This window comes from Chlamydiifrater phoenicopteri (genome assembly GCF_902807005.1).
In the GTDB taxonomy this organism is placed as follows: domain Bacteria; phylum Chlamydiota; class Chlamydiia; order Chlamydiales; family Chlamydiaceae; genus Chlamydiifrater; species Chlamydiifrater phoenicopteri.
This window is the reverse complement of the sequence record NZ_LR777658.1, coordinates 933,221-952,039: the sequence shown is the minus strand read 5'-3', so window position 1 is coordinate 952,039 and position 18,819 is coordinate 933,221. Positions and strand designations below refer to the sequence as shown.

Here is an 18,819-nt window from a genome sequence, read left to right as displayed (position 1 = left end):
CAAAGAAAAGCCCAGGGAAAGAGTAGAGCCAATGCCAAAGTATCCTCTGGAAACTGTGCTGACGATTAAGCGCGACCGAGTAGAGAGAGCGGAAAAAGTTGTTAAAGAGAAGCGGCGTTTACTAGAAATTGAAAAAGAAAAACTCAGAGAAAAAGAGGCCGAGCGAGATAAAGTTAAAAATCATTATATGCAAAAAATTCAGCAGCTTAGAGAAAAGCTTGATGAAGGAACGACTAGCGAAGAAGTTTTAAAGATAAAGTCGTACATTAAAGTAGTAGCCGTTCAGCTAGCTGAAGAAGAGGAAAAAGTTAAAAAACAAAAAGAGCTTGTGCTGGCAGCCGCTAAGGAATTAGAAAAAGCCGAAGCAGATCTGACTAAAAGAAGAAAAGAGGAAGAAAAAACTCGTCTGCACAAAGAGAGTTGGATGAAAGAGGCTTTGCAGGAAGAAGCGCGAGCGGAAGAAAAAGAACAAGATGAAATGGGGCAACTGCTCTTTCAGTTGCGTCGAAGGAAACACTAAGATTGATAAGGGGGAAAGTAATATGGAACTAAACAAAACTTCTGGAGATACCTCTCTTTATAGTTGTAATAAGGATTCCCGTATTACGAAAAATAACAAACCCGAGCCTGTAGATAATAGAGAAGTTAAAACTTTTTCTTTAAATCAAGAGTCTCGATCTAATTCTCGTCAGCAAGGGAAAGTCGCTAGAGGAGATCGTAGAAATCAAGATGAGAAAAAACTAGAAGAAGGACCTGCTTCTATTGCTGCTAAAGAAGAGAAAAAGGAAGGGAAAGAAGGTCTTCTTTACGAAGGAGGAGGAGCCGGGATCACTATGATGGATATCATCGCTCCTCAAAGCGTAGAAGCTTCTCTGGAGACTTCCTCCGTAGTGGTTTCTGCTTCTTCACTAGATTGGGTGGAAACCTGCATAGTTAAAGCCGTTGATTCCATGTTCATCGGGGATATTCAAGGTGGGCAGCTTGTAGAGGTGGTTCTTTCTGAAAATTCTGAAGTTCCCGAAGCTTTTATGGGTGCAAATTTAACAATGACTAAAGATGGAGAGGGTATTTCTGTCGCTTTCTCTAACTTTGCTGATCAGACCCAAGCAACGAAGGCTATGGAACTAGTTTTAGGCAATCCAGAGAATTTACAGTCTTTAGTTCAAAACTTAGGACAGCGTCAGCTGGTTTTGAGAGAAATGGTGGTCGCTGGTCAAGTCGTGCAGCTACCTACAAGAGAAGAAGTTCAAAGCCCTTTGCACATGATAGCAGCTTCTATACAGCATAGAGACTCAGAGAAAGATCAAGATGGTCAAAACGATAGAAATCGTCGAGACCAACAAAAGGATGAGCAAATAATTCAAGAAGTGCAATTGTAAGAAAAATATGTGCAGCTCTTTGCTGCACATTATAATGGTTTAATATGACAAGTGTGACGGAACCTGGAGTCAGTTGGTTAAAACATCGGGAAGAGTTCCTAGATGGTCTGAGCGGGAAGGAAGTATCTTTGGCTCCGCCAATATTTCCTGTGGAGGAGTGTTGTCGGTTGTTAAAGGAAAAGTTTGGTAAAAATTCTTGTTCCCTCTCCTTCGAGCTTCGAGGGAAGATGGATCCCAAGCAAGCGTTGGCAGAATTTGGAGTACACTGCCTCGTGCAGCCTATGGTTCTACAGCCAGTAACCCCAGGAAACTTCTTCTTAGTATCTTCAGAAGAAGACCTCAAGGAGTGGATCATTTCTGTTTTTTCCGATAGCACTCTGGCTTCTTATTTCTACGAGAAAGATAAACTGCTCGGCTTCCACTATTACTTTGTTGCGGAGATGAGTCATCTATTGCAGACATTGCAGTGGATTCCCTCTATGTCAATAAAAGTTGCCGGTGACGCAGAATTTTCTTCCTCTGCAGTTAAAGAGAATTGTCAAGTTGTCGATATTTCTTGTGTATTAGACGGCAAAGTGTTTCGCTTCAGGTTGCTGTTCCCAGAAGAAACATTAGGAGGGTGTGAGACCTTCTTTGCAGGACTTAACACAGCGTTCGATCCAGAAAAGATAGACAAAACTTTACCGTTAACAATGGCTGTAGAAATAGGACATAGCAGCTTGACTAAAGAAGAATGGCAAGCGATTGTGCCTGGATCGTTTGTTATGCTTGATGGGTGTATGTTCGATCCAGAAACAGGAGAGTGTGGAGCGCTAGTATCCATTCAAAAGAGAAAATTCTTTAGTGGACGCTTCTTAGACGCTACTTCAACAGAATTTAAAATTACTGGATATTCTGCGATCACCCCAGAGGAGGAGGATAATCACATGGAAGATCAACCAGAAAATGCCCCAGCACAAGAAAATGTTGGTGAAGGTAAAGATGCTCTTTCTAAGCTTCCTATCAATTTAGTTGTAGAAGTTGCCAGATATTCTTTAACAGTTGAAGACTTTATGAAGTTAACTCCAGGAAGTACTTTGAATTTAGGTGTTAGCCCAAATCAGGGAGTGGATCTGGTGGTTCAAGGAGCAAAAGTAGGAAGAGGTGAAATTATTGCACTAGGAGATGTTCTTGGAGTTAGAATCTTAGATATTTAATCAAGATGATTTTCCATGGATGGCGAAGCATATTCTTTCAAGGGGTTAGTGATAGGAGGATATCGTATAGAGTCGATCCTCGCAGACGGGACTAAAAGCAAAGTGTTTTTTGCTAGGCAGAAAAGTTCCGGACATCCTGTTGCTATAAAAATTTTGTCAGCTCCACATGTCTTCCATCGCGAAAATGTAGAAAGTTTCCTGAAAGAAGCAAAAATTGTAGGGAAGGTAGATCATCCTGGTATCGTTCGTTTGTTAAATTATGGGAAGTGGGAGAAGGGATTATACATAGCTATGGAATATGTTCGAGGGAGATCCCTCAGAGAAATTATTCTGTATGAGCCTGTATCTCTCCGCCGAGCTCTGGATATTGTGAAACAGATCGCCTCTGTTGTTGAGTACCTGCATAAGCGAGACATCGTACACAAGGATTTGAAGCCAGAGAATATTCTTATCACGAGTAACAATACTGTGAAGTTGATAGATTTTGGGATTTCTTCTTCTGATCTGATTTATTTTTCTAAAACCCCCACTCCCCTGAACGGAACACCTGCTTACATGAGTCCAGAACAAAAATTTGGAAGGCAAGTGTCCTATAACGCAGATATTTATTCCTTAGGAATAATAGCTTATGAACTTATCTTAGGGAGACTGTCTTTAGGAAAAGTTTATCTATCGTTGATTCCAGAAGAAATAGGGAAAATTATTGCAAAAGCTCTTCATCCCTCTCCAGCAGCAAGGTACGCTTCAGTAGCAGAATTATTAGCTGATATAGAAGCTTACGAACAATCGCATGCTTTAGAGAAAGATCGACGTAGTTATGATTCTATGACAGAATTTCATGAAAACCTTTCCGATAGTTTGGAAATGTTATCTCCTCAGTCAGTATTGGCTCCAACAACTATGGAGTTAGCTCTTTCTCGTCAAAAGACATCGTTGGTTCCTGTTTATTACGAAAGTATCTCTAAAGGGAATGAGTATATTTTTGTCTTAGCTCAAGTTGAGGATGAATCGCGATCAAAAATGCTCTTGCCTCTGGCTTGTGTAAAAGGTTTATTTCGGAGTGCTGTAAGCAGATTGTCTCTGAAAGAAGGTGTGAGAGAAGTTAATGATCTCATTTCTTCCATGCGTCCATCGTTCCCAAGTGGAGGGATTTCTTTGACAGCGCTTAAAATATCTACAGCAAATAATATTCTTACATGTGTGGCTTGCGGTAGGACTTCGTTACATATTGTCTCTTCAAAGGGCAAGGTGAGGAAGGTTTTTGGAAACGAAGATCCTTTAGGCAAAATTTCTTCTGAGCAAATTAGGGAAACCGAGGTTGCATGGGAAATAGGAGATGAAGCAATATTACATAATTGGCAAGAGGATGTTTTTTCTAATCTTTTAACAATTCCCTTATGTCTGGAGTTGCAAGATAGAGAGCAAACGAGTATGTTCCAGGTTATGGATGACATGATGGGTACTAGTGCCCGGATGACTTGGAATGACTCTGATGCGAGAACGCTTATTAGTTTAAAGAGAACACAGTGAAAAACGTGATTTCAAAGTTTATTAAGAAAGTCTTACGGTCCGTTCGCAAACAAAAGCAACAGATGGGAGCGTTTCTTATCGCTTGCTGTTTGCCTTCAGCAGCTTTAGGCTTTGACGGTTCTCGCAGAGAAACTCAAGGAAACAAAAGAAATTCGGAAATACGTGCAGATCATTCTCGAAGTCGTCCTGCCGACAACGGGCTAGAAGGGTTGGTCGCTGCTTGTTCAAAAAATACAGCAAACAAAATTCCTGCTAGACGATCAGTAGCTTCACCTTCGTCGACGGCTCAAGCAAGGCCTTCTTCTGGAGTGACGATACGCAGCTCTGGTAAACGATCATCAAATTCTTTCGGCCCTCCGCCAGCAGCGCAAGGATTTAGCTTCGGAGAGGGAAGCCCTACAGCACATACAGCAAAAAATGGAACTCTAGTAAAGGGGTTAAGCAGAAGTTCTGCTTCCAAACAGTCCGCGTCTAAGCAGTTGTCTGCTGGGCAAGCGTTGGAAAAACAGACAATGGAGAAACGAGTCGCTGGAAGAATGGCCTCAAGTAAGAGTGTCTCAACCAAACTTCCTCCTAGGCAACTTGTAGATTCCTCTGGACGCAGTAGTGAGTTAGATATCGAGGCTGCTTCTGAAATCTGGGACGAAAAACAAGCTCTTGCTAAGAAAGCCGCAGAAGCAGCGAAAGCTAATGTTCAGCAAGTTCTAGGCAATAAGCCTTCAGGAGAAGAACCTAGCGTTCAGGCTTTAGTTACCACTGTTAAAGATGGGGGGATGAAAGAGAGAAGTTCTACAGTCAATTTTGAAAACGCCAGACAGCTTTCTTGTGATGATCTTAAAGAAAACGGTTATACAGTTAATTTCCAAGACATCTCTATTATAGAATTATTACAGTTTGTCAGTAAAATTTCTGGAACGAACTTTGTTTTTGATAGTCAAGACTTGCAGTTCAATGTGACTATTGTCTCTCATGATCCAACTTCTGTTGATGATTTGTCGACGATTCTTCTTCAAGTTTTGAAGATGCATGATTTGAAAGTCGTCGAACAAGGAAATAACGTTTTAATTTACCGCAATCCTAATATTTCCAAATTGTCCACAGTTGTCACAGATGGAACGGCAAAGGATAATTGTGAATCTGTGGTGGTTACTAGAGTCTTTCGCTTATACAGTGTAAGCCCTTCCGCTGCAGCCAACATCATACAGCCCCTTCTATCACATGACGCTATCGTTAGTGCCTCTGAGAATACTCGGCATGTCATAGTATCAGATATTTCAGGGAATGTGGATAAAGTCGGAGAGTTACTAGCAGCTCTGGATGGCCCAGGAACTTCCGTAGATATGGGAGATTATGAGGTCGTCTATGCCAATCCTCAAGCATTGATTAGTTATTGCCAAGATGTTCTTGGTGCTATGGCCGAAGACGAAACTTTCCAGATATTCTTACAGCCGGGGACCAATAAAATATTTATTGTTTCTTCCCCAAGATTGACATCAAAAGCTATTCAGCTTTTGAAATCTTTGGACGTCCCAGAGATGGCTCATACTTTCGACGAAGTATCGAGTCCTATCGGCAATTTATCGACTCCTGGAACGGTAAGTCCAAAGAGTAACCGCTTTTTCATGTACAAATTAAAATATCAAAATGGAGCTGCAATAGCTCAAGCTTTGCAGGATATTGGAGATAATTTGTATGTCACCAACGCTATGGATGAAGATTTCATTAACACTGTTAACAGCGTGCAGTGGTTGGAAGTCAATAACTCCATTGTTATTGTTGGAAATCAGGCCAATGTTGATAAAGTGGTCAGTCTTCTTAATGGGTTAGATCTTCCTCCAAAGCAGGTGTACATAGAAGTTCTTATCCTCGAAACTAGCTTAGAGAATTCTTGGGATTTCGGCGTACAATGGATAGCGCTCGGTGATGAGCAAAGCAAGCTGGCATATGCTTCGGGACTGCTTAGTAATGCTCCACCTTCTCCAACGATTTCGTCTGCATCAAGGGCTGCTGTACCTCCAGGATCTCCTGCAGCGGCAGCATTACCGTTGCCTACACCAGGTCAGTTAGGAGGGTTTTCCGATATGGTCAATCTTTCCTCTGCATTTGGATTAGGAATTATCGGGAACGTTTTAAGCCATAAAGGGAAGTCGTTCCTCACATTGGGAGGCCTTCTTAGCGCTTTAGATCAAGACGGAGATACTGTCATAGTCTTGAATCCTCGTATCATGACTCAAGATACACAAAGAGCTTCGTTCTTCGTGGGACAAACGATCCCTTACCAAACGACTAGCACCGTCATCCAGGAAACTGGATCTGTTACGCAAAACATAGAGTACGAAGATATCGGAGTTAATCTCGTTGTAACCTCTACGATAGCTCCTAACAATGTTGTCACTCTTCAAATAGAACAGACAATATCGGAAATTCATTCCGCCGGAGCAACCCTGACTCCTACAACGGACAAAACCTACGCTTCTACTAGGTTGCAAGTTCCCGATGGATGTTTCCTTGTTATGAGTGGACATATCAGAGATAAGACGACTAAGATATCTTCCGGTGTTCCTGTCCTAAGTTCTATACCGCTCCTCAGAGGATTGTTCTCCAGAACAATTGACCAGAGGCAAAAAAGAAACATCATGATGTTTATTAAACCTAAGGTCATCACAAGCTTTGAGGAGGGAACCTTATTAACCAATAAAGAAGGTTACAGATATAACTGGGAGGCAGAAAAAGCTTCCTTGGAAGTTGCTCCTCGATGTGCTCCAGAATGTCAGAAAGTTCCTCAGCCTGTCTCTTCCGATACCGATCTGAAAGTTCTTGATATCAGACATTAATACTTAATAACGTCATATCCCCTAGCAGAAAGCTAGGGGATAATCCCTTATACTAAATCCTGGTGAACCAAGCCTTTTAATAGATGGTGTATTATGGGAAGGTGCTAGCGGAGATCCATGCGACCCATGCTCCACTTGGTGCGACGCTCTCTCTTTACGCGCGGGCTTCTTCGGCGACTACGTCTTCAATAGACTCCTCAAAACTAACGTCCCCCCTACCTTCACTATGTCTACTAAAGATGCAGATACCACTACAGCATCACATTTTTCCGGAGACTCCACACTACCCAACAAAGCTCTGCATAAAAATATGATTCAATCGGAGCTCTATACCAACGCAGGATATCTCGCTCTCAACATCTGGGATCGTTTCGACATCTTCTGCACCTTAGGCACTACCAATGCCTACATCAAGGGATCTTCCAATGCCTTTAATCTTGTCGGACTTATTGGGAACCAAGATGCAGATGCTTCAGGGATTGACAAGGCCCTCCCCAATGTCTCAATTGGAAATGCTTTTGTGGAGCTTTATACAGATGCAGAATTCTCCTGGAGCATCGGCGCTAGAGGGGCTCTCTGGGAATGCGGATGTGCAACTTTAGGAGCAGAATTCCAATATGCTCAGGCAAAACCTCAAGTCTCTCAGCTCAATGTCGTCTCTAACGTCGCTCAATTCTCTATCGACCATCCTAAAGGATTTGTTGGTGAAGACGCTAAATTGCCTTTGCCCACAACAGGAACTACATCTACAGTCCCTGAGTTTTCAAAAACAAAATTCTTATCTACAAACTACAGTGAGTGGCAAGTAGGACTAGCCCTAGCTTATAGGCTGAACTTTATTTCTCCTTACGTCGGCATCAAGTGGTCTAGAGCCAAAGTCGACTTCGATGGAGCTTACGTTGCCCAGCCTCAACTTTCTACGGCGAAATTTGATTTGCTTACTTGGAATCCCACCCTACAAGGAGGGACCGCCACTGACGGGACAGAACAAGCAGACGTGCTAACAAAAGTATCCGTCACCTTGAATAAATTAAAGTCTAGAGGACGAGCTTCTCTATAAGAATTAGAGAAGCTTCTTACTATGGGCTTTTCTGTAAGAAAAGCCTTCCTCTTAAGCCCGCGCTCTCTCTTTACGCGCGGGCTTCTTCGGCGACTACGTCTTCAATAGACTCCTTAAAACTAACGTTCCCCCTACCTTCAAAATGGCCGAGGCTCCTACAAGCACAGCAGCTAATACTACCGTACTCATAGAACGAACAAACGAAGCTTTACACAAAAATATGACTCAGTCTGAGCTCTATACCAATGCTGGTTACCTCGCCCTCAATATCTGGGATCGCTTCGACGTCTTCTGCACCCTGGGTACCACCAACGCCTATGTCAAAGGATCTTCTGCAGCTTTTAACTTAGTTGGATTAATAGGCAAAGCTACTGCAAGCGCGGATATCCCAAATGCGAATATTAGCAATGCTTTTGTTGAGCTTTATACAGATGCTGAATTCTCTTGGAGCATTGGTGCTAGAGGCGCTCTCTGGGAATGCGGATGTGCTACTCTAGGAGCGGAGTTCCAGTACGCTCAAGCTAAACCTCAAGTCTCTCAACTCAATGTCGTCTCTAACGTCGCTCAATTCTCTATTGACCATCCTAAAGGATTTGTTGGGGATCTAGCCAAGCTTCCTCTACCAGATGTGGGAGGAACTTCTTTTGCTCCTGATTTAACAAAAACAAAACCTATATCTGCAAACTACAATGAGTGGCAGGTGGGACTCGCTTTAGCTTACAGGCTTAACTTTATTTCTCCTTACGTCGGCATTAAATGGGCAAGAGCAAAAATAGATTTCGACGAAGCTTACATCGCCCAACCTCAATTAACTACTGAAAAATTAGATATGTTCACTTGGAATCCCACTTTAGCTGGGAATAACATCCAAGCTACGACAGACGTAGACATTTTAACTAAAGTATCCGTCACCTTGAATAAATTAAAGTCTAAGGGTTTAGTTTCTCTATTTCTAATAGAGAAGCTTATATAAAGGCTTTTCTGTAAGAAAAGCCTTTCCTCTTAAGCCCACGCTCTCTCTTTACGCGCGGGCTTCTTCGGCGACTACGTCTTCAATAGACTCCTTAAAACTAACGTCCCTCCTACCTTCAGAATGGCTGCTGCTCCCTCTGCAGATGCAGCATCTTCAACTTTTGAAACCCCTACGGAATTATCTAATGTAGCGCTTCATAAAGACATGACTCAGTCAGAGCTCTATACTAATGCAGGCTACCTCGCTCTCAACATCTGGGATCGCTTCGACCTCTTCTGTACTCTAGGCACCACTAATGCCTACATCAAAGGGTCTTCCACAGCTTTTAATCTCATCGGACTAATAGGAGCCAGTGATGCTATTTCGCAAAATGCCCTGCCAAATGTTACTATAGGAAATGCTTTCATAGAGCTTTATACAGATGCTGAATTCTCTTGGAGCATTGGTGCTAGAGGCGCTCTCTGGGAATGCGGATGCGCAACACTTGGAGCTGAATTCCAATACGCTCAAGCGAAACCTCAAGTCTCCCAACTCAACGTCGTCTCTAACGTCGCTCAATTCTCCATCGATCATCCCAAGGGCTTCACCGGAGAAAATGCTAAACTACCCCTTCATAAAAGTGATGCCGCACCTTTTACTCCTGATATGAGCAAGGCAAAACCTATTTCTTCAAACTATAGTGAATGGCAAGTAGGGCTTGCTCTAACCTATAGACTTAACTTTATCGCTCCTTACGTCGGCATCAAATGGTCAAAAGCTAAAATAGATTTCGATGGAGCCTACGTCGCCCAACCTCAATTAGTGACAGAAAGATTAGAGATGCATACTTGGAATCCTACTTTAGCTGGAGAAGCTGCTGCAGGGGAAACAAATAATGCCTTCTCAGATGTCCTAACAAAAGTATCCGTCACCTTGAATAAATTAAAGTCTAGAAAGAGCAATAGTATCTAGATGTGGACAACTCTAAGATCATCCTTCAACTGTTACTGCAAATTTATCAGCATCAATTAAGGTAGCTCCGGTGACGAATCCTGTAGACTTTCTAGACTTTAATTTATTCAAGGTGACGGATACTTGAGTTAACACGTCCGTATTGGCTCCAGGAGAAGCCGCTGTTCCTAATAGAGTAGGGTTCCAAGTCTGCATATCTAATTTTTCTTTGTCTGCATCTAATTGAGGCTGAGCAATAAAGGCTCCGTCGAAATCTATTTTAGCTTTTGACCATTTGATGCCTACGTAGGGGGAGATGAAGTTAAGCCTATAAGCTAAAGCCAGTCCAATCTGCCACTCATTGTAATTTGCTGTTATAGCTTTTGCTAAAGTTTGGTCAGGAGAAAAAGTTGGCGTTTTAATATTTGGTAAAGGCAATTTAGCTAGATCCCCGACGAATCCTTTAGGATGAGTGATAGAGAATTGAGCAACGTTAGAGACAACATTAAGCTGGGAGACTTGGGGTTTCGCTTGAGCGTATTGGAATTCAGCTCCTAGAGTCGCACACCCACATTCCCATAGGGCTCCTCTAGCACCGATACTCCAGGAAAATTCAGCGTCTGTATAAAGCTCCACGAAAGCGTTCCCAATAGAAACGTTAGGCAGATTTGTTCCGTTTGTTTCTGCTCCAAGAAGTCCGAGAAGATTGAAAGCGTTGGAAGATCCTTTGATGTAGGCGTTAGTGGTGCCTAGTGTACAGAAGACATCGAAACGGTCCCAGATATTGAGAGCGAGGTAGCCTGCATTGGTATAAAACTCTGATTGAGACATATTTTTATGTAAAGCTACGTTGTCTCTGGGTGTTGGGGTTGTCGGAGTTCCTACTGTGCTTGTTGGTGCTTCTCCCATTCCTTGGAAAGTAGGGAGGACGTTAGTTTTGAGGAGTCTATTGAAGACGTAGTCGCCGAAGAAGCCCGCGCGTAAAGAGAGAGCGCGGGCTTAAGAGGAAGGCTTTTCTGTAAGAAAAGCCTTTATATAAGCTTCTCTATTAGAAATAGAGAAGCTAAGCCCTTAGACTTTAATTTATTCAAGGTAACGGATACTTTTCTGAGGAAATCTTCATCATCTCCAGGAGTGTTTATTCCTCCTAAAGTAGGATTCCATGTTATCAAGTCAAATTTTTCTTATTCTAGAGAAGGTTGAGCGATGTAGGCTCCATCGAAGTCTATTTTGGCTCTTGACCATTTGATGCCGACATAAGGAGAGACAAAGTTGAGTCTATATGCTAAAGAGAGTCCCACTTGCCATTCACTGTAGTTTGTTGTTACAGATTTAGCCTTAGCTAGATCTGGAGAAGAGGTTCCTGTTTTTGTAGGCAATGGGAGTTTAGCTTCTGCTCCAGTAAAACCTTTAGGATGGTCTATGGAGAATTGAGCGACGTTAGAGACGACGTTGAGTTGGGAGACTTGGGGTTTAGCTTGAGCATATTGGAATTCCGTTCCCAGAGTAGCACACCCACATTCCCATAGGGCTCCCCTAGCTCCGATACTCCAGGAAAATTCCGCATCTGTGTACAGTTCTACAAAAGCATTCCCAATAGAAGCGTTTGGGAATGCGGCTTTGTCTGATCCGTCTTCAGCAGCATCAGTATTTCCTAGCATGCCGATAAGATTAAAGGCGTTAGAAGGTCCTTTGATGTAGGCATTGGTGGTGCCTAGGGTGCAGAAAAGATCGAAACGATCCCAGATATTGAGGGCGAGATAGCCCGCATTGGTATAGAGCTCCGATTGAGTCATATTTTTATGCAAGGCTACGTTGGCGACTACAGCTTCTGTGAAACTACCGTTTCCTGCGGCGGTTGTTTGGTTGGACATTTTGAAGGTAGGAGGGACGTTAGTTTTAAGGAGTCTATTGAAGACGTAGTCGCCGAAGAAGCCCGCGCGTAAAGAGAGAGCGCGGGCTTAAGAGGGAGGCTTTTCTTATAGAAAAGCCCTTATATAAGCTTCTCTATTTTTAACAGAGAAGCTGGTGCTCTAGACTTTAATTTATTCAAGGTAACGGATACCTTTGTTAAGATATCTGCCTGATTTGTTCCATCTGTGCCGGATCCCATTAAAGATGGATTCCAGGTCACCAGATCAAATTTATCTTTATCGGTATCTAATTGAGGTTGGGCAACGTAGGCGCCATCGAAGTCTATTTTTGCTCTAGCCCACTTGATACCGACATAAGGGGAGATAAAGTTGAGCCTATAAGCGAGAGCAAGCCCTACTTGCCACTCACTATAATTTGCAGAAATAGATTTAGTATTTGATAAGTTTGGGGCAAAAGTGGGTGTTCCTTTGTTAGGTAGGGGCAGCTTGGCTTCTGCTCCAGTAAACCCTTTAGGGTGGTCTATAGAGAATTGAGCGACATTAGAGACGACGTTGAGTTGGGAGACTTGAGGTTTTGCTTGCGCGTATTGGAATTCTGCTCCTAGGGTAGCACACCCACATTCCCAGAGAGCGCCTCTAGCGCCTATACTCCAAGAGAATTCAGCGTCTGTGTAGAGTTCTACGAAGGCATTGCCGACAGAGGCATTAGGGAAAGCCTCATTATTGTTATCTGCGGCATTGAGACCTAACAATCCAACAAGATTGAAAGCATTGGAAGATCCTTTGATATAGGCGTTAGTAGTGCCTAAAGTACAGAAGACATCGAAGCGATCCCAGACATTGAGAGCGAGGTAGCCTGCATTGGTGTATAGCTCGGATTGAGTCATGTTTTTATGCAAAGCTTTGTTAGGAAGATCTGGGTTCCCTGAAAAATCAGATGCAGTTCCGCTGTCAGCATCTGTCTTGCTAGACATAGTGAAGGTAGGGGGAACGTTAGTTTTAAGGAGTCTATTGAAGACGTAGTCGCCGAAGAAGCCCGCGCGTAAAGAGAGAGCGCGGGCTTAAGAGGAAAGGCTTTTCTTACAGAAAAGCCTATGTATAAGCTTCTCTATTTTTAATAGAGAAGCTGGTTCTCTAGACTTTAATTTATTCAAGGTGACGGATACTTTGGTTAACACATCCGCTAACTCGGTTCCTTTTGCTGCGGAGCCCGACAAGGTTGGATTCCAAGTAAACAAATCAAATTTTTGTTCTTCTAGCTGAGGTTGAGCGACGTAGGCGCCATCGAAGTCTATTTTGGCTCTTGCCCATTTGATGCCGACGTAAGGGGAGATAAAGTTAAGTCTATAAGTTAGAGCTAACCCCACCTGCCACTCGTTATAGTTTGCAGATATAGATTTTGTTTTTGAAAATGCTGGTACAAGAGAAGTGCTTCCTAACGTGGGTAAAGGTAATTTAGCTTCTTCGCCAACAAATCCCTTAGGATGGGTGATAGAGAATTGAGCGACGTTAGAGACGACATTGAGTTGGGAGACTTGAGGTTTTGCTTGAGCATATTGGAATTCAGCTCCAAGGGTAGCACACCCGCATTCCCATAGGGCTCCTCTGGCGCCGATACTCCAAGAAAACTCAGCATCTGTATAAAGCTCCACGAAAGCATTGCTAATAGAAGCATTGGGAACAGATTTATCAATACCAGACGTAGTTTCTACTTGATCTACTCCCAATAAGCCTACTAAGTTGAAGGCATTAGAAGATCCTTTGATGTAAGCGTTAGTGGTGCCTAGTGTACAGAAGATGTCGAAACGATCCCATACATTGAGAGCGAGGTACCCTGCATTGGTATAGAGCTCGGATTGAGTCATATTTTTGTGCAGAGCTTTGTTAGGCAAACTAGGATCTGCTGTAAAATTACTTGCAACGTTAGCATCTGTGGTGTCATCCGACATAGTGAAGGTAGGAGGGACGTTAGTTTTAAGGAGTCTATTGAAGACGTAGTCGCCGAAGAAGCCCGCGCGTAAAGAGAGAGCGTGGGCTTAAGAGGAAAAGCTTTTCTTACAGAAAAGCCTTTATGTAAGAAGCTTCTCTATTAAAAATAGAGAAGCTAATCTCTTAGACTTTAATTTATTCAAGGTGACGGATACTTGGGTTAATACCTCAACGTCGGTTGTCACCGCAGCATCTCCTCCCAATGTAGGATTCCAAGTCATTAAGTCTAATTTTTGACCAGCTTCTGTTAATTGAGGTTGGGTGATGTAAGCTTCATCGAAATCGATTTTCGCTCTCGCCCACTTGATACCGACGTAGGGAGAAATGAAGTTGAGCCTGTAAGCTAGGGCGATCCCTGCTTGCCATTCGCTATAATTTGCAGAAACAGTCTTGGCTTTACTCATATCAGGATCTTTAGTGGACAGGTAAGGAAGAGGAAGTTTGGCAAACTCCCCAACAAATCCTTTAGGGTGAGAGATGGAGAATTGAGCGACGTTAGAGACGACGTTGAGTTGAGAGACTTGGGGTTTTGCTTGGGCATATTGGAATTCAGCTCCAAGGGTGGCACACCCACATTCCCAAAGAGCGCCTCTAGCGCCAATGCTCCAGGAAAATTCAGAGTCCGTGTACAGCTCTACAAAAGCGTTTGTAATATCGGCATTTGGCAGAGTGGGGGTGGAGGCGTTTCCAGGGTCGTCAGCTGCTCCGATAAGCCCTATAAGGTTAAAGGCGGCAGAAGATCCTTTAATGTAGGCGTTGGTGGTGCCTAGAGTGCAGAAGAGATCGAAACGATCCCAAATATTGAGAGCGAGGTGCCCCGCATTAGTATAGAGCTCTGATTGAGTCATGTTTTTGTGTAGAGCTACATTTGGTCTAGATTTTGCTTCAGTAACTGTTCCAGCACTAGTTGTCGGAGCAGCAGCCATTCCCTCGAAAGTAGGGTGGACGTTAGTTTTAAGGAGTCTATTGAAGACGTAGTCGCCGAAGAAGCCCGCGCGTAAAGAGAGAGCGCGGGCTTAAGAGGAAAAGGCTTTTCTGTAAGAAAAGCCTTTATACAGGAAGCCTCTCTATAAAATAGAGAGGCTAGGAGGCAAGCATTTTCTTGCCAACAAGATAACTAGGTTTTATGATTGTTGTGGGCCCGAATAGCTCAGTTGGTAGAGCAACGCATTCGTAACGCGTAGGTCGTCGGTTCAAGCCCGGCTTTGGGCATTTTAGGTAAGAGAGAGTTCGTTGGCGAAGGATTTTACGTATTCGGCTCTTATTCTTGGAATATCCTCGTATTTTGCTTCTTTGGACTGGTTACAGGCTTCTTGCTGAATAGCAAGGTGGGCTCTGCGTATAGCCCAAAACAAAGGGATCCATGAGTTTCTGGCGCTTTTTATCTTTCCTAGATCGAAACCTAGTTGTATCCAGCTTAAAGCGTTTAAGGCTTCTTCTAATTCTAAAAGGACGGAGTGTTTTAGTAGGCCTATAGATCGAGATAATATGTCAGATAAAGCATCAGGCTGTTCATCAAGAAGTTTTTTTCTAGCAGCTGTTTCTGCTATAGAAAGCTTAGAGGCCCATAGGCGAATGGAAGAAAGGATATTTTCTTCTGTTAATCTAAGAGTATTTCGGTTGGAGATGGTAACAACATTTCCAGGGAAAGAAGTTGTTCCTTGAAGAAAACTTTGGAATAATACTTCCGATTTTTCATCCAGGAAAGGTTCGGAATTCTTGGTGTATAAAATACCCGGCAGATGCAGGTACGCCTTATAAGAAAAAGCTGTCCCGCAGAGCTCTGGGTTAGTTGTTAGGAACCCAAAATTATTAGAAAAAGCAAAAGAAAGTTTCTTTTGCAGAGCTGTTTCAAAAGATACCAGTTTGTGCCATCCGTTCTCCGGCTCTGCAGAGAAGTCTATGAGATGCAGGAATAAATGATCATCAAAGTTAACGCCTGCCAATAAGTTTTCTGTTGAAGATGTGATAAAAGCTTGACCTTCTGAATATTCTTGATTTTCTGGAGAAAAGAGGAAGTATTCATGTAAGAACTCTTTGTATTTAGGCGAGGTCTCTTTGGCAGAAACTGTTTGACATTTTGTTAATTCAGGAGTCTCTTGAACGGCGGAAGAGACTAGCTTTAGGATATCGCAACGCTGTTCCTTATCAAGATTATGAGGGAACTGGAATGAAGCTAGATTTCTGGATAAAGAAAGTGTTGAAGCAAACCAGATTGGATTGTAGTTGAGAGCTTGTTTTTGCTGTAAGAATTCCTGAAACATTGTCGTATTACAGTCACTCATGAGAATCTTGATTTTTTATTTGGTTAATTTGATCTCTTAAGAGAGCGGCTTGTTCGTAATCTTCCCTTTCTAAAGTGTCTTTCAGCGCTTCGTTAAGGGCGATTAACTTGATCATAGGACTTGTTGTAGTCGTTTCTCCAGGCTTCCTTCCTGGATAAAGGGATTCAGTTGATAGTTCTTTTTGAAAAATAGGAGAGAGCTTTTTAGAAAGGAATATTATTAGAGCATTTTTGAAGTTCTCGTAACACTTAGAGCATCCCATTAATAGTTTGTCGGATCCTTGATTCCATACAGTCTTACAGTTTCCACACTCAAGATGAATTGTAGGATTGGTATCGTCTAGAAACTGTTTTTGACGTGCTTGATAATAACCTGGAGCAGGACAGTTGGCACATACGTATGAGCGCACAGTTTTCTCTTTATCTACAACAGTAAAGCAAAGAGTAGCGGCGCTTTGACAGAGGTAACATTTTGGAACATTTGCAGCGGTTGTATCCATAAGATCCTTCGAGAGACCACTTTTCGGATTCTACTCATGAAGGAGAAAAAAAACAATCTGTGGAAAATTTTTTCGACTGAAAGACAAAAGATGTTTGGGTCTTGAAGGATTTGAACCTTCGACCCCCTCATTAAAAGTGAGGTGCTCTAACCGCTGAGCTAAAGACCCGAACACGTTTCTCGTAAACAGAACGACTGTGTTGACCCCAAGGGGATTCGAACCCCTGTTACCGGAATGAAAATCCGATGTCCTGGGCCAGGCTAGACGATGGGGCCAGTACCAGACCGAAACAAGGGGGAGATTCTACTGGTTTTTCTCCTTTAGAGCAAACATTTCTACTTATTTACGAGAAATATTTTTTATTAAAAAATTTTCTTCTTGTTTTCAAGAAAAGTTTCTGTAGGTCAGTAAGGAACAGTCGAAATTTTGATTTTTATATAGAATGATTCGTCCTATCCATTCTATGATAGATCTCTTTTTTTTAGTTTCAGAGATTCAATGATAAATGTACACCATATACAACAAGACTTTGGGATCAGCAAAGAAAAACCCCCAGAGAAATCTTCGGCACAAAAAACGCTTTCTTCTCTGATAGTTCCAACTGTTATTACAGCCTCTATTTTGGCGGTAGTATCTGTTATTGTCATAATACTATGCTTTTTGGGAGTTATTCCTTGCCTGCCTGGGTTGATTATGGCTTCGACAGGGTTTGTATCTTCTGTTTCGTTTATAGTGCTATTTTTTGTTTTGTCTAAGGATGTTGTTCATTTAGAGCGCATAGAAATTTCTAAAAGACAAGATGAATTTCAAAATGTTATAGCAGCAGTACAGGAAGAGAAGATAGATTTCAAGCATCCCTATTTAACAAAATATTTTGCCAATGGGATGTTAATAAAGGATGCTCTTGCTGGAGTTTTTGTTAGTAGCTGGGCTCAAACTCTTTCGGAAAGTCTCCAGATTCCAAAGTGTCCGGTTACCACGCCTCAGGAAAGGTTAGAGAGAGAGTTTTTGTTGGTGCTACTTTCATATTGTACTGTAGCGGAAATCAAAGACTGGGCATCTATTTTTTGCGAGTCGTCTTTTGAGGGAGAGGAGAACTGTTACGAAGAATTTGTAGAAAATCGTAATTACTTGTACGCTGAGGGATCTTTCGAATCCTTTTTCTTGGAGCTAGAAGATTGGTTGCGAGCTGTATATCCAGAAGTATTGGCTTTATATAAGCGAGAATTTAGTAAAGAGAATAGAGCAGTCCAGTTCGTTAATTATGTCAAGAAATTAGGAAAAGAAAAAACCTCCCCACTATTTGCTTATTCTAAATTTCTTTCTAGCATGGATATTTTTAAGGGAAGACAGGCTAGGATGCTGGCTTCTTTGCCCTTAGAGTTTGATTTACGAGCTCTTCAGGCCTTAATAGTACGGTGGGAAGAATTTTACACACTTTGTCTATCTTGGCACTCTTACGTCAAAATAGGAAAAGCTTTATATCCGGGGTTTGAAGAGTCTCAAGAAAATTGGATGAGGTTTGTTCTAAACTTTTCCGAAATTCAGAATAATATACCTTTTTTAAGGAAGTATGCAGAGCTATTTGATGCTAGGGAAGAAGAAGAAGATTTATCTTTGCAAGACAAACAGCTCCTCCAAGAGAATCTTGGAAGGACTCTTTCGGATCCTGAGGTAGCTTACGACTTTCTGTGGTAGAAGGAACGCAGAATTAAATAGTCATCAAATCAGTTTCTTTAGCTTTGACGATATTGTCGACCACTTTACAGTGGGAATTCGTTAAGTCCTGAATTTTCTTTTCTGCACTCTCTAGTTCGTCTTCACTAACGCCCGTAGCAGCTTTAACAGCAGTATTGGCTTCTCTACGAATATTTCTTATAGCAACCTTAGCGTCTTCTCCTTTTCGTCGAACAAGTTTAATCATACTTTCTCGGAAAGAAGCACTAATTTCAGGAATTATAACTCTTATGACGGACCCTTCCGTCTGAGGATTTAAGTTGATATTGGCTGCCAAAATGCCCTTACAAATAGCTGAGACGTTGCTAGCATCGAAGGGAGAAATAAGAATGCTTCTTGCATCAGGGACAGAAATAACAGCCAAATCTTTGATTGGCATAGACGTTCCGTAGGCTTCTACAGGAACATTTTCTACTAGCCCAGGATTTGCTCTCCCCGCATGCGTGGCTGCAACATCTTGACGAAACTCGTCAACCAAAGCACTCATTTTTTGATCTGTCTCAGAAACCAGAGATGTTGGAGAAAAAGACACG

At 42.4% G+C, this 18,819-nt stretch carries 10 protein-coding genes, 3 tRNA genes and 8 pseudogenes; 10 read left to right on the top strand and 11 right to left on the bottom strand.

The features are described 5' to 3' along the window. Window positions 1–31: 31 nt before the first annotated feature. The 8 genes and pseudogenes from KJA58_RS04125 to KJA58_RS04090 all read left to right on the top strand — a co-directional run. Complete coding sequence (locus KJA58_RS04125) at window positions 32–520, top strand: type III secretion T3S chaperone (protein ID WP_213358166.1); 489 nt, start codon at window positions 32–34, stop codon at window positions 518–520. A gap of 22 nt (window positions 521–542) precedes the next feature. Further along, entirely contained in the window at window positions 543–1,379 is an 837-nt protein-coding gene (locus tag KJA58_RS04120) for a DUF5421 family protein (protein WP_213358165.1), read from the top strand. A 44-nt stretch (window positions 1,380–1,423) separates the two neighbouring features. Further along, complete coding sequence (sctQ, locus tag KJA58_RS04115; RefSeq protein ID WP_213358164.1) at window positions 1,424–2,575, top strand: type III secretion system cytoplasmic ring protein SctQ; 1,152 nt, start codon at window positions 1,424–1,426, stop codon at window positions 2,573–2,575. A gap of 15 nt (window positions 2,576–2,590) precedes the next feature. Further along, window positions 2,591–4,105 (top strand): serine/threonine protein kinase, encoded by a 1,515-nt coding sequence (locus KJA58_RS04110; protein WP_213358163.1) that lies wholly within the window; start codon window positions 2,591–2,593, stop codon window positions 4,103–4,105. A gap of 821 nt (window positions 4,106–4,926) precedes the next feature. Next, window positions 4,927–6,939: pseudogene (locus tag KJA58_RS04105) on the top strand (secretin N-terminal domain-containing protein); the annotation flags it as partial. A 49-nt stretch (window positions 6,940–6,988) separates the two neighbouring features. Next, complete coding sequence (locus KJA58_RS04100) at window positions 6,989–7,999, top strand: porin (RefSeq protein ID WP_213358389.1); 1,011 nt, start codon at window positions 6,989–6,991, stop codon at window positions 7,997–7,999. 73 nt (window positions 8,000–8,072) lie between these two features. Continuing rightward, window positions 8,073–8,933: pseudogene (locus KJA58_RS04095) on the top strand (porin); the annotation flags it as partial. Window positions 8,934–9,020: 87 nt separating this feature from the next. After that, window positions 9,021–9,923 (top strand): annotated as a pseudogene (locus KJA58_RS04090) (porin); the annotation flags it as partial. Window positions 9,924–9,941: 18 nt separating this feature from the next. Here the strand turns inward: KJA58_RS04090 and KJA58_RS04085 are convergent. The 6 genes and pseudogenes from KJA58_RS04085 to KJA58_RS04060 all read right to left on the bottom strand — a co-directional run. Further along, window positions 9,942–10,883, bottom strand: a pseudogene (locus KJA58_RS04085) (porin); the annotation flags it as partial. A gap of 50 nt (window positions 10,884–10,933) precedes the next feature. After that, complete coding sequence (locus KJA58_RS04080; protein WP_213358161.1) at window positions 10,934–11,074, bottom strand: hypothetical protein; 141 nt, start codon at window positions 11,072–11,074, stop codon at window positions 10,934–10,936. Between the two features lie 12 nt (window positions 11,075–11,086). After that, a pseudogene (locus KJA58_RS04075) lies at window positions 11,087–11,845 on the bottom strand (porin); the annotation flags it as partial. Window positions 11,846–11,895: 50 nt separating this feature from the next. Continuing rightward, a pseudogene (locus tag KJA58_RS04070) lies at window positions 11,896–12,819 on the bottom strand (porin); the annotation flags it as partial. Window positions 12,820–12,837: 18 nt separating this feature from the next. Continuing rightward, window positions 12,838–13,797: pseudogene (locus tag KJA58_RS04065) on the bottom strand (porin); the annotation flags it as partial. 48 nt (window positions 13,798–13,845) lie between these two features. Continuing rightward, window positions 13,846–14,763: pseudogene (locus tag KJA58_RS04060) on the bottom strand (porin); the annotation flags it as partial. 141 nt (window positions 14,764–14,904) lie between these two features. Here KJA58_RS04060 and KJA58_RS04055 point away from each other — a divergent pair. After that, window positions 14,905–14,977: transfer RNA gene (locus KJA58_RS04055), tRNA-Thr, on the top strand. Between the two features lie 2 nt (window positions 14,978–14,979). Here the strand turns inward: KJA58_RS04055 and KJA58_RS04050 are convergent. The 4 genes from KJA58_RS04050 to KJA58_RS04035 form a co-directional block, all read right to left on the bottom strand. Then, window positions 14,980–16,050 (bottom strand): protein arginine kinase, encoded by a 1,071-nt coding sequence (locus KJA58_RS04050; RefSeq protein WP_213358160.1) that lies wholly within the window; start codon window positions 16,048–16,050, stop codon window positions 14,980–14,982. Continuing rightward, window positions 16,043–16,549, bottom strand: a complete 507-nt coding sequence (locus tag KJA58_RS04045; protein WP_213358159.1) for a UvrB/UvrC motif-containing protein — start codon at window positions 16,547–16,549, stop codon at window positions 16,043–16,045. Before KJA58_RS04045 ends, KJA58_RS04050 begins: the two co-directional genes overlap by 8 nt. Before the next feature lie 95 nt (window positions 16,550–16,644). Next, window positions 16,645–16,717 (bottom strand) — tRNA-Lys (locus tag KJA58_RS04040). 32 nt (window positions 16,718–16,749) lie between these two features. Beyond that, window positions 16,750–16,824, bottom strand: a tRNA-Glu gene (locus KJA58_RS04035). A 223-nt stretch (window positions 16,825–17,047) separates the two neighbouring features. Between KJA58_RS04035 and KJA58_RS04030 the strand changes: the two genes are divergently transcribed. After that, entirely contained in the window at window positions 17,048–18,247 is a 1,200-nt protein-coding gene (locus KJA58_RS04030) for a hypothetical protein (RefSeq protein ID WP_213358158.1), read from the top strand. Between the two features lie 13 nt (window positions 18,248–18,260). On the opposite strand, the gene frr is transcribed toward KJA58_RS04030, so the two are convergent. Beyond that, the gene (gene frr, locus KJA58_RS04025) at window positions 18,261–18,818 is read right to left on the bottom strand and encodes a ribosome recycling factor (RefSeq protein WP_246485724.1); all 558 of its coding nucleotides are present in this window, start codon (window positions 18,816–18,818) and stop codon (window positions 18,261–18,263) included. Window position 18,819 lies beyond the last annotated feature (1 nt).

Coding starts and splice junctions, on each gene's coding strand:
- KJA58_RS04030 (WP_213358158.1), top strand. CDS start 17,048: ATGATAAATGTACACCATATACAACAAGACTTTGGGATCAGCAAAGAA.
- KJA58_RS04120 (WP_213358165.1), top strand. CDS start 543: ATGGAACTAAACAAAACTTCTGGAGATACCTCTCTTTATAGTTGTAAT.
- KJA58_RS04050 (WP_213358160.1), bottom strand. CDS start 16,050: ATGAGTGACTGTAATACGACAATGTTTCAGGAATTCTTACAGCAAAAA.
- KJA58_RS04110 (WP_213358163.1), top strand. CDS start 2,591: ATGGATGGCGAAGCATATTCTTTCAAGGGGTTAGTGATAGGAGGATAT.
- KJA58_RS04125 (WP_213358166.1), top strand. CDS start 32: ATGCCAAAGTATCCTCTGGAAACTGTGCTGACGATTAAGCGCGACCGA.
- sctQ (WP_213358164.1), top strand. CDS start 1,424: ATGACAAGTGTGACGGAACCTGGAGTCAGTTGGTTAAAACATCGGGAA.
- KJA58_RS04045 (WP_213358159.1), bottom strand. CDS start 16,549: ATGGATACAACCGCTGCAAATGTTCCAAAATGTTACCTCTGTCAAAGC.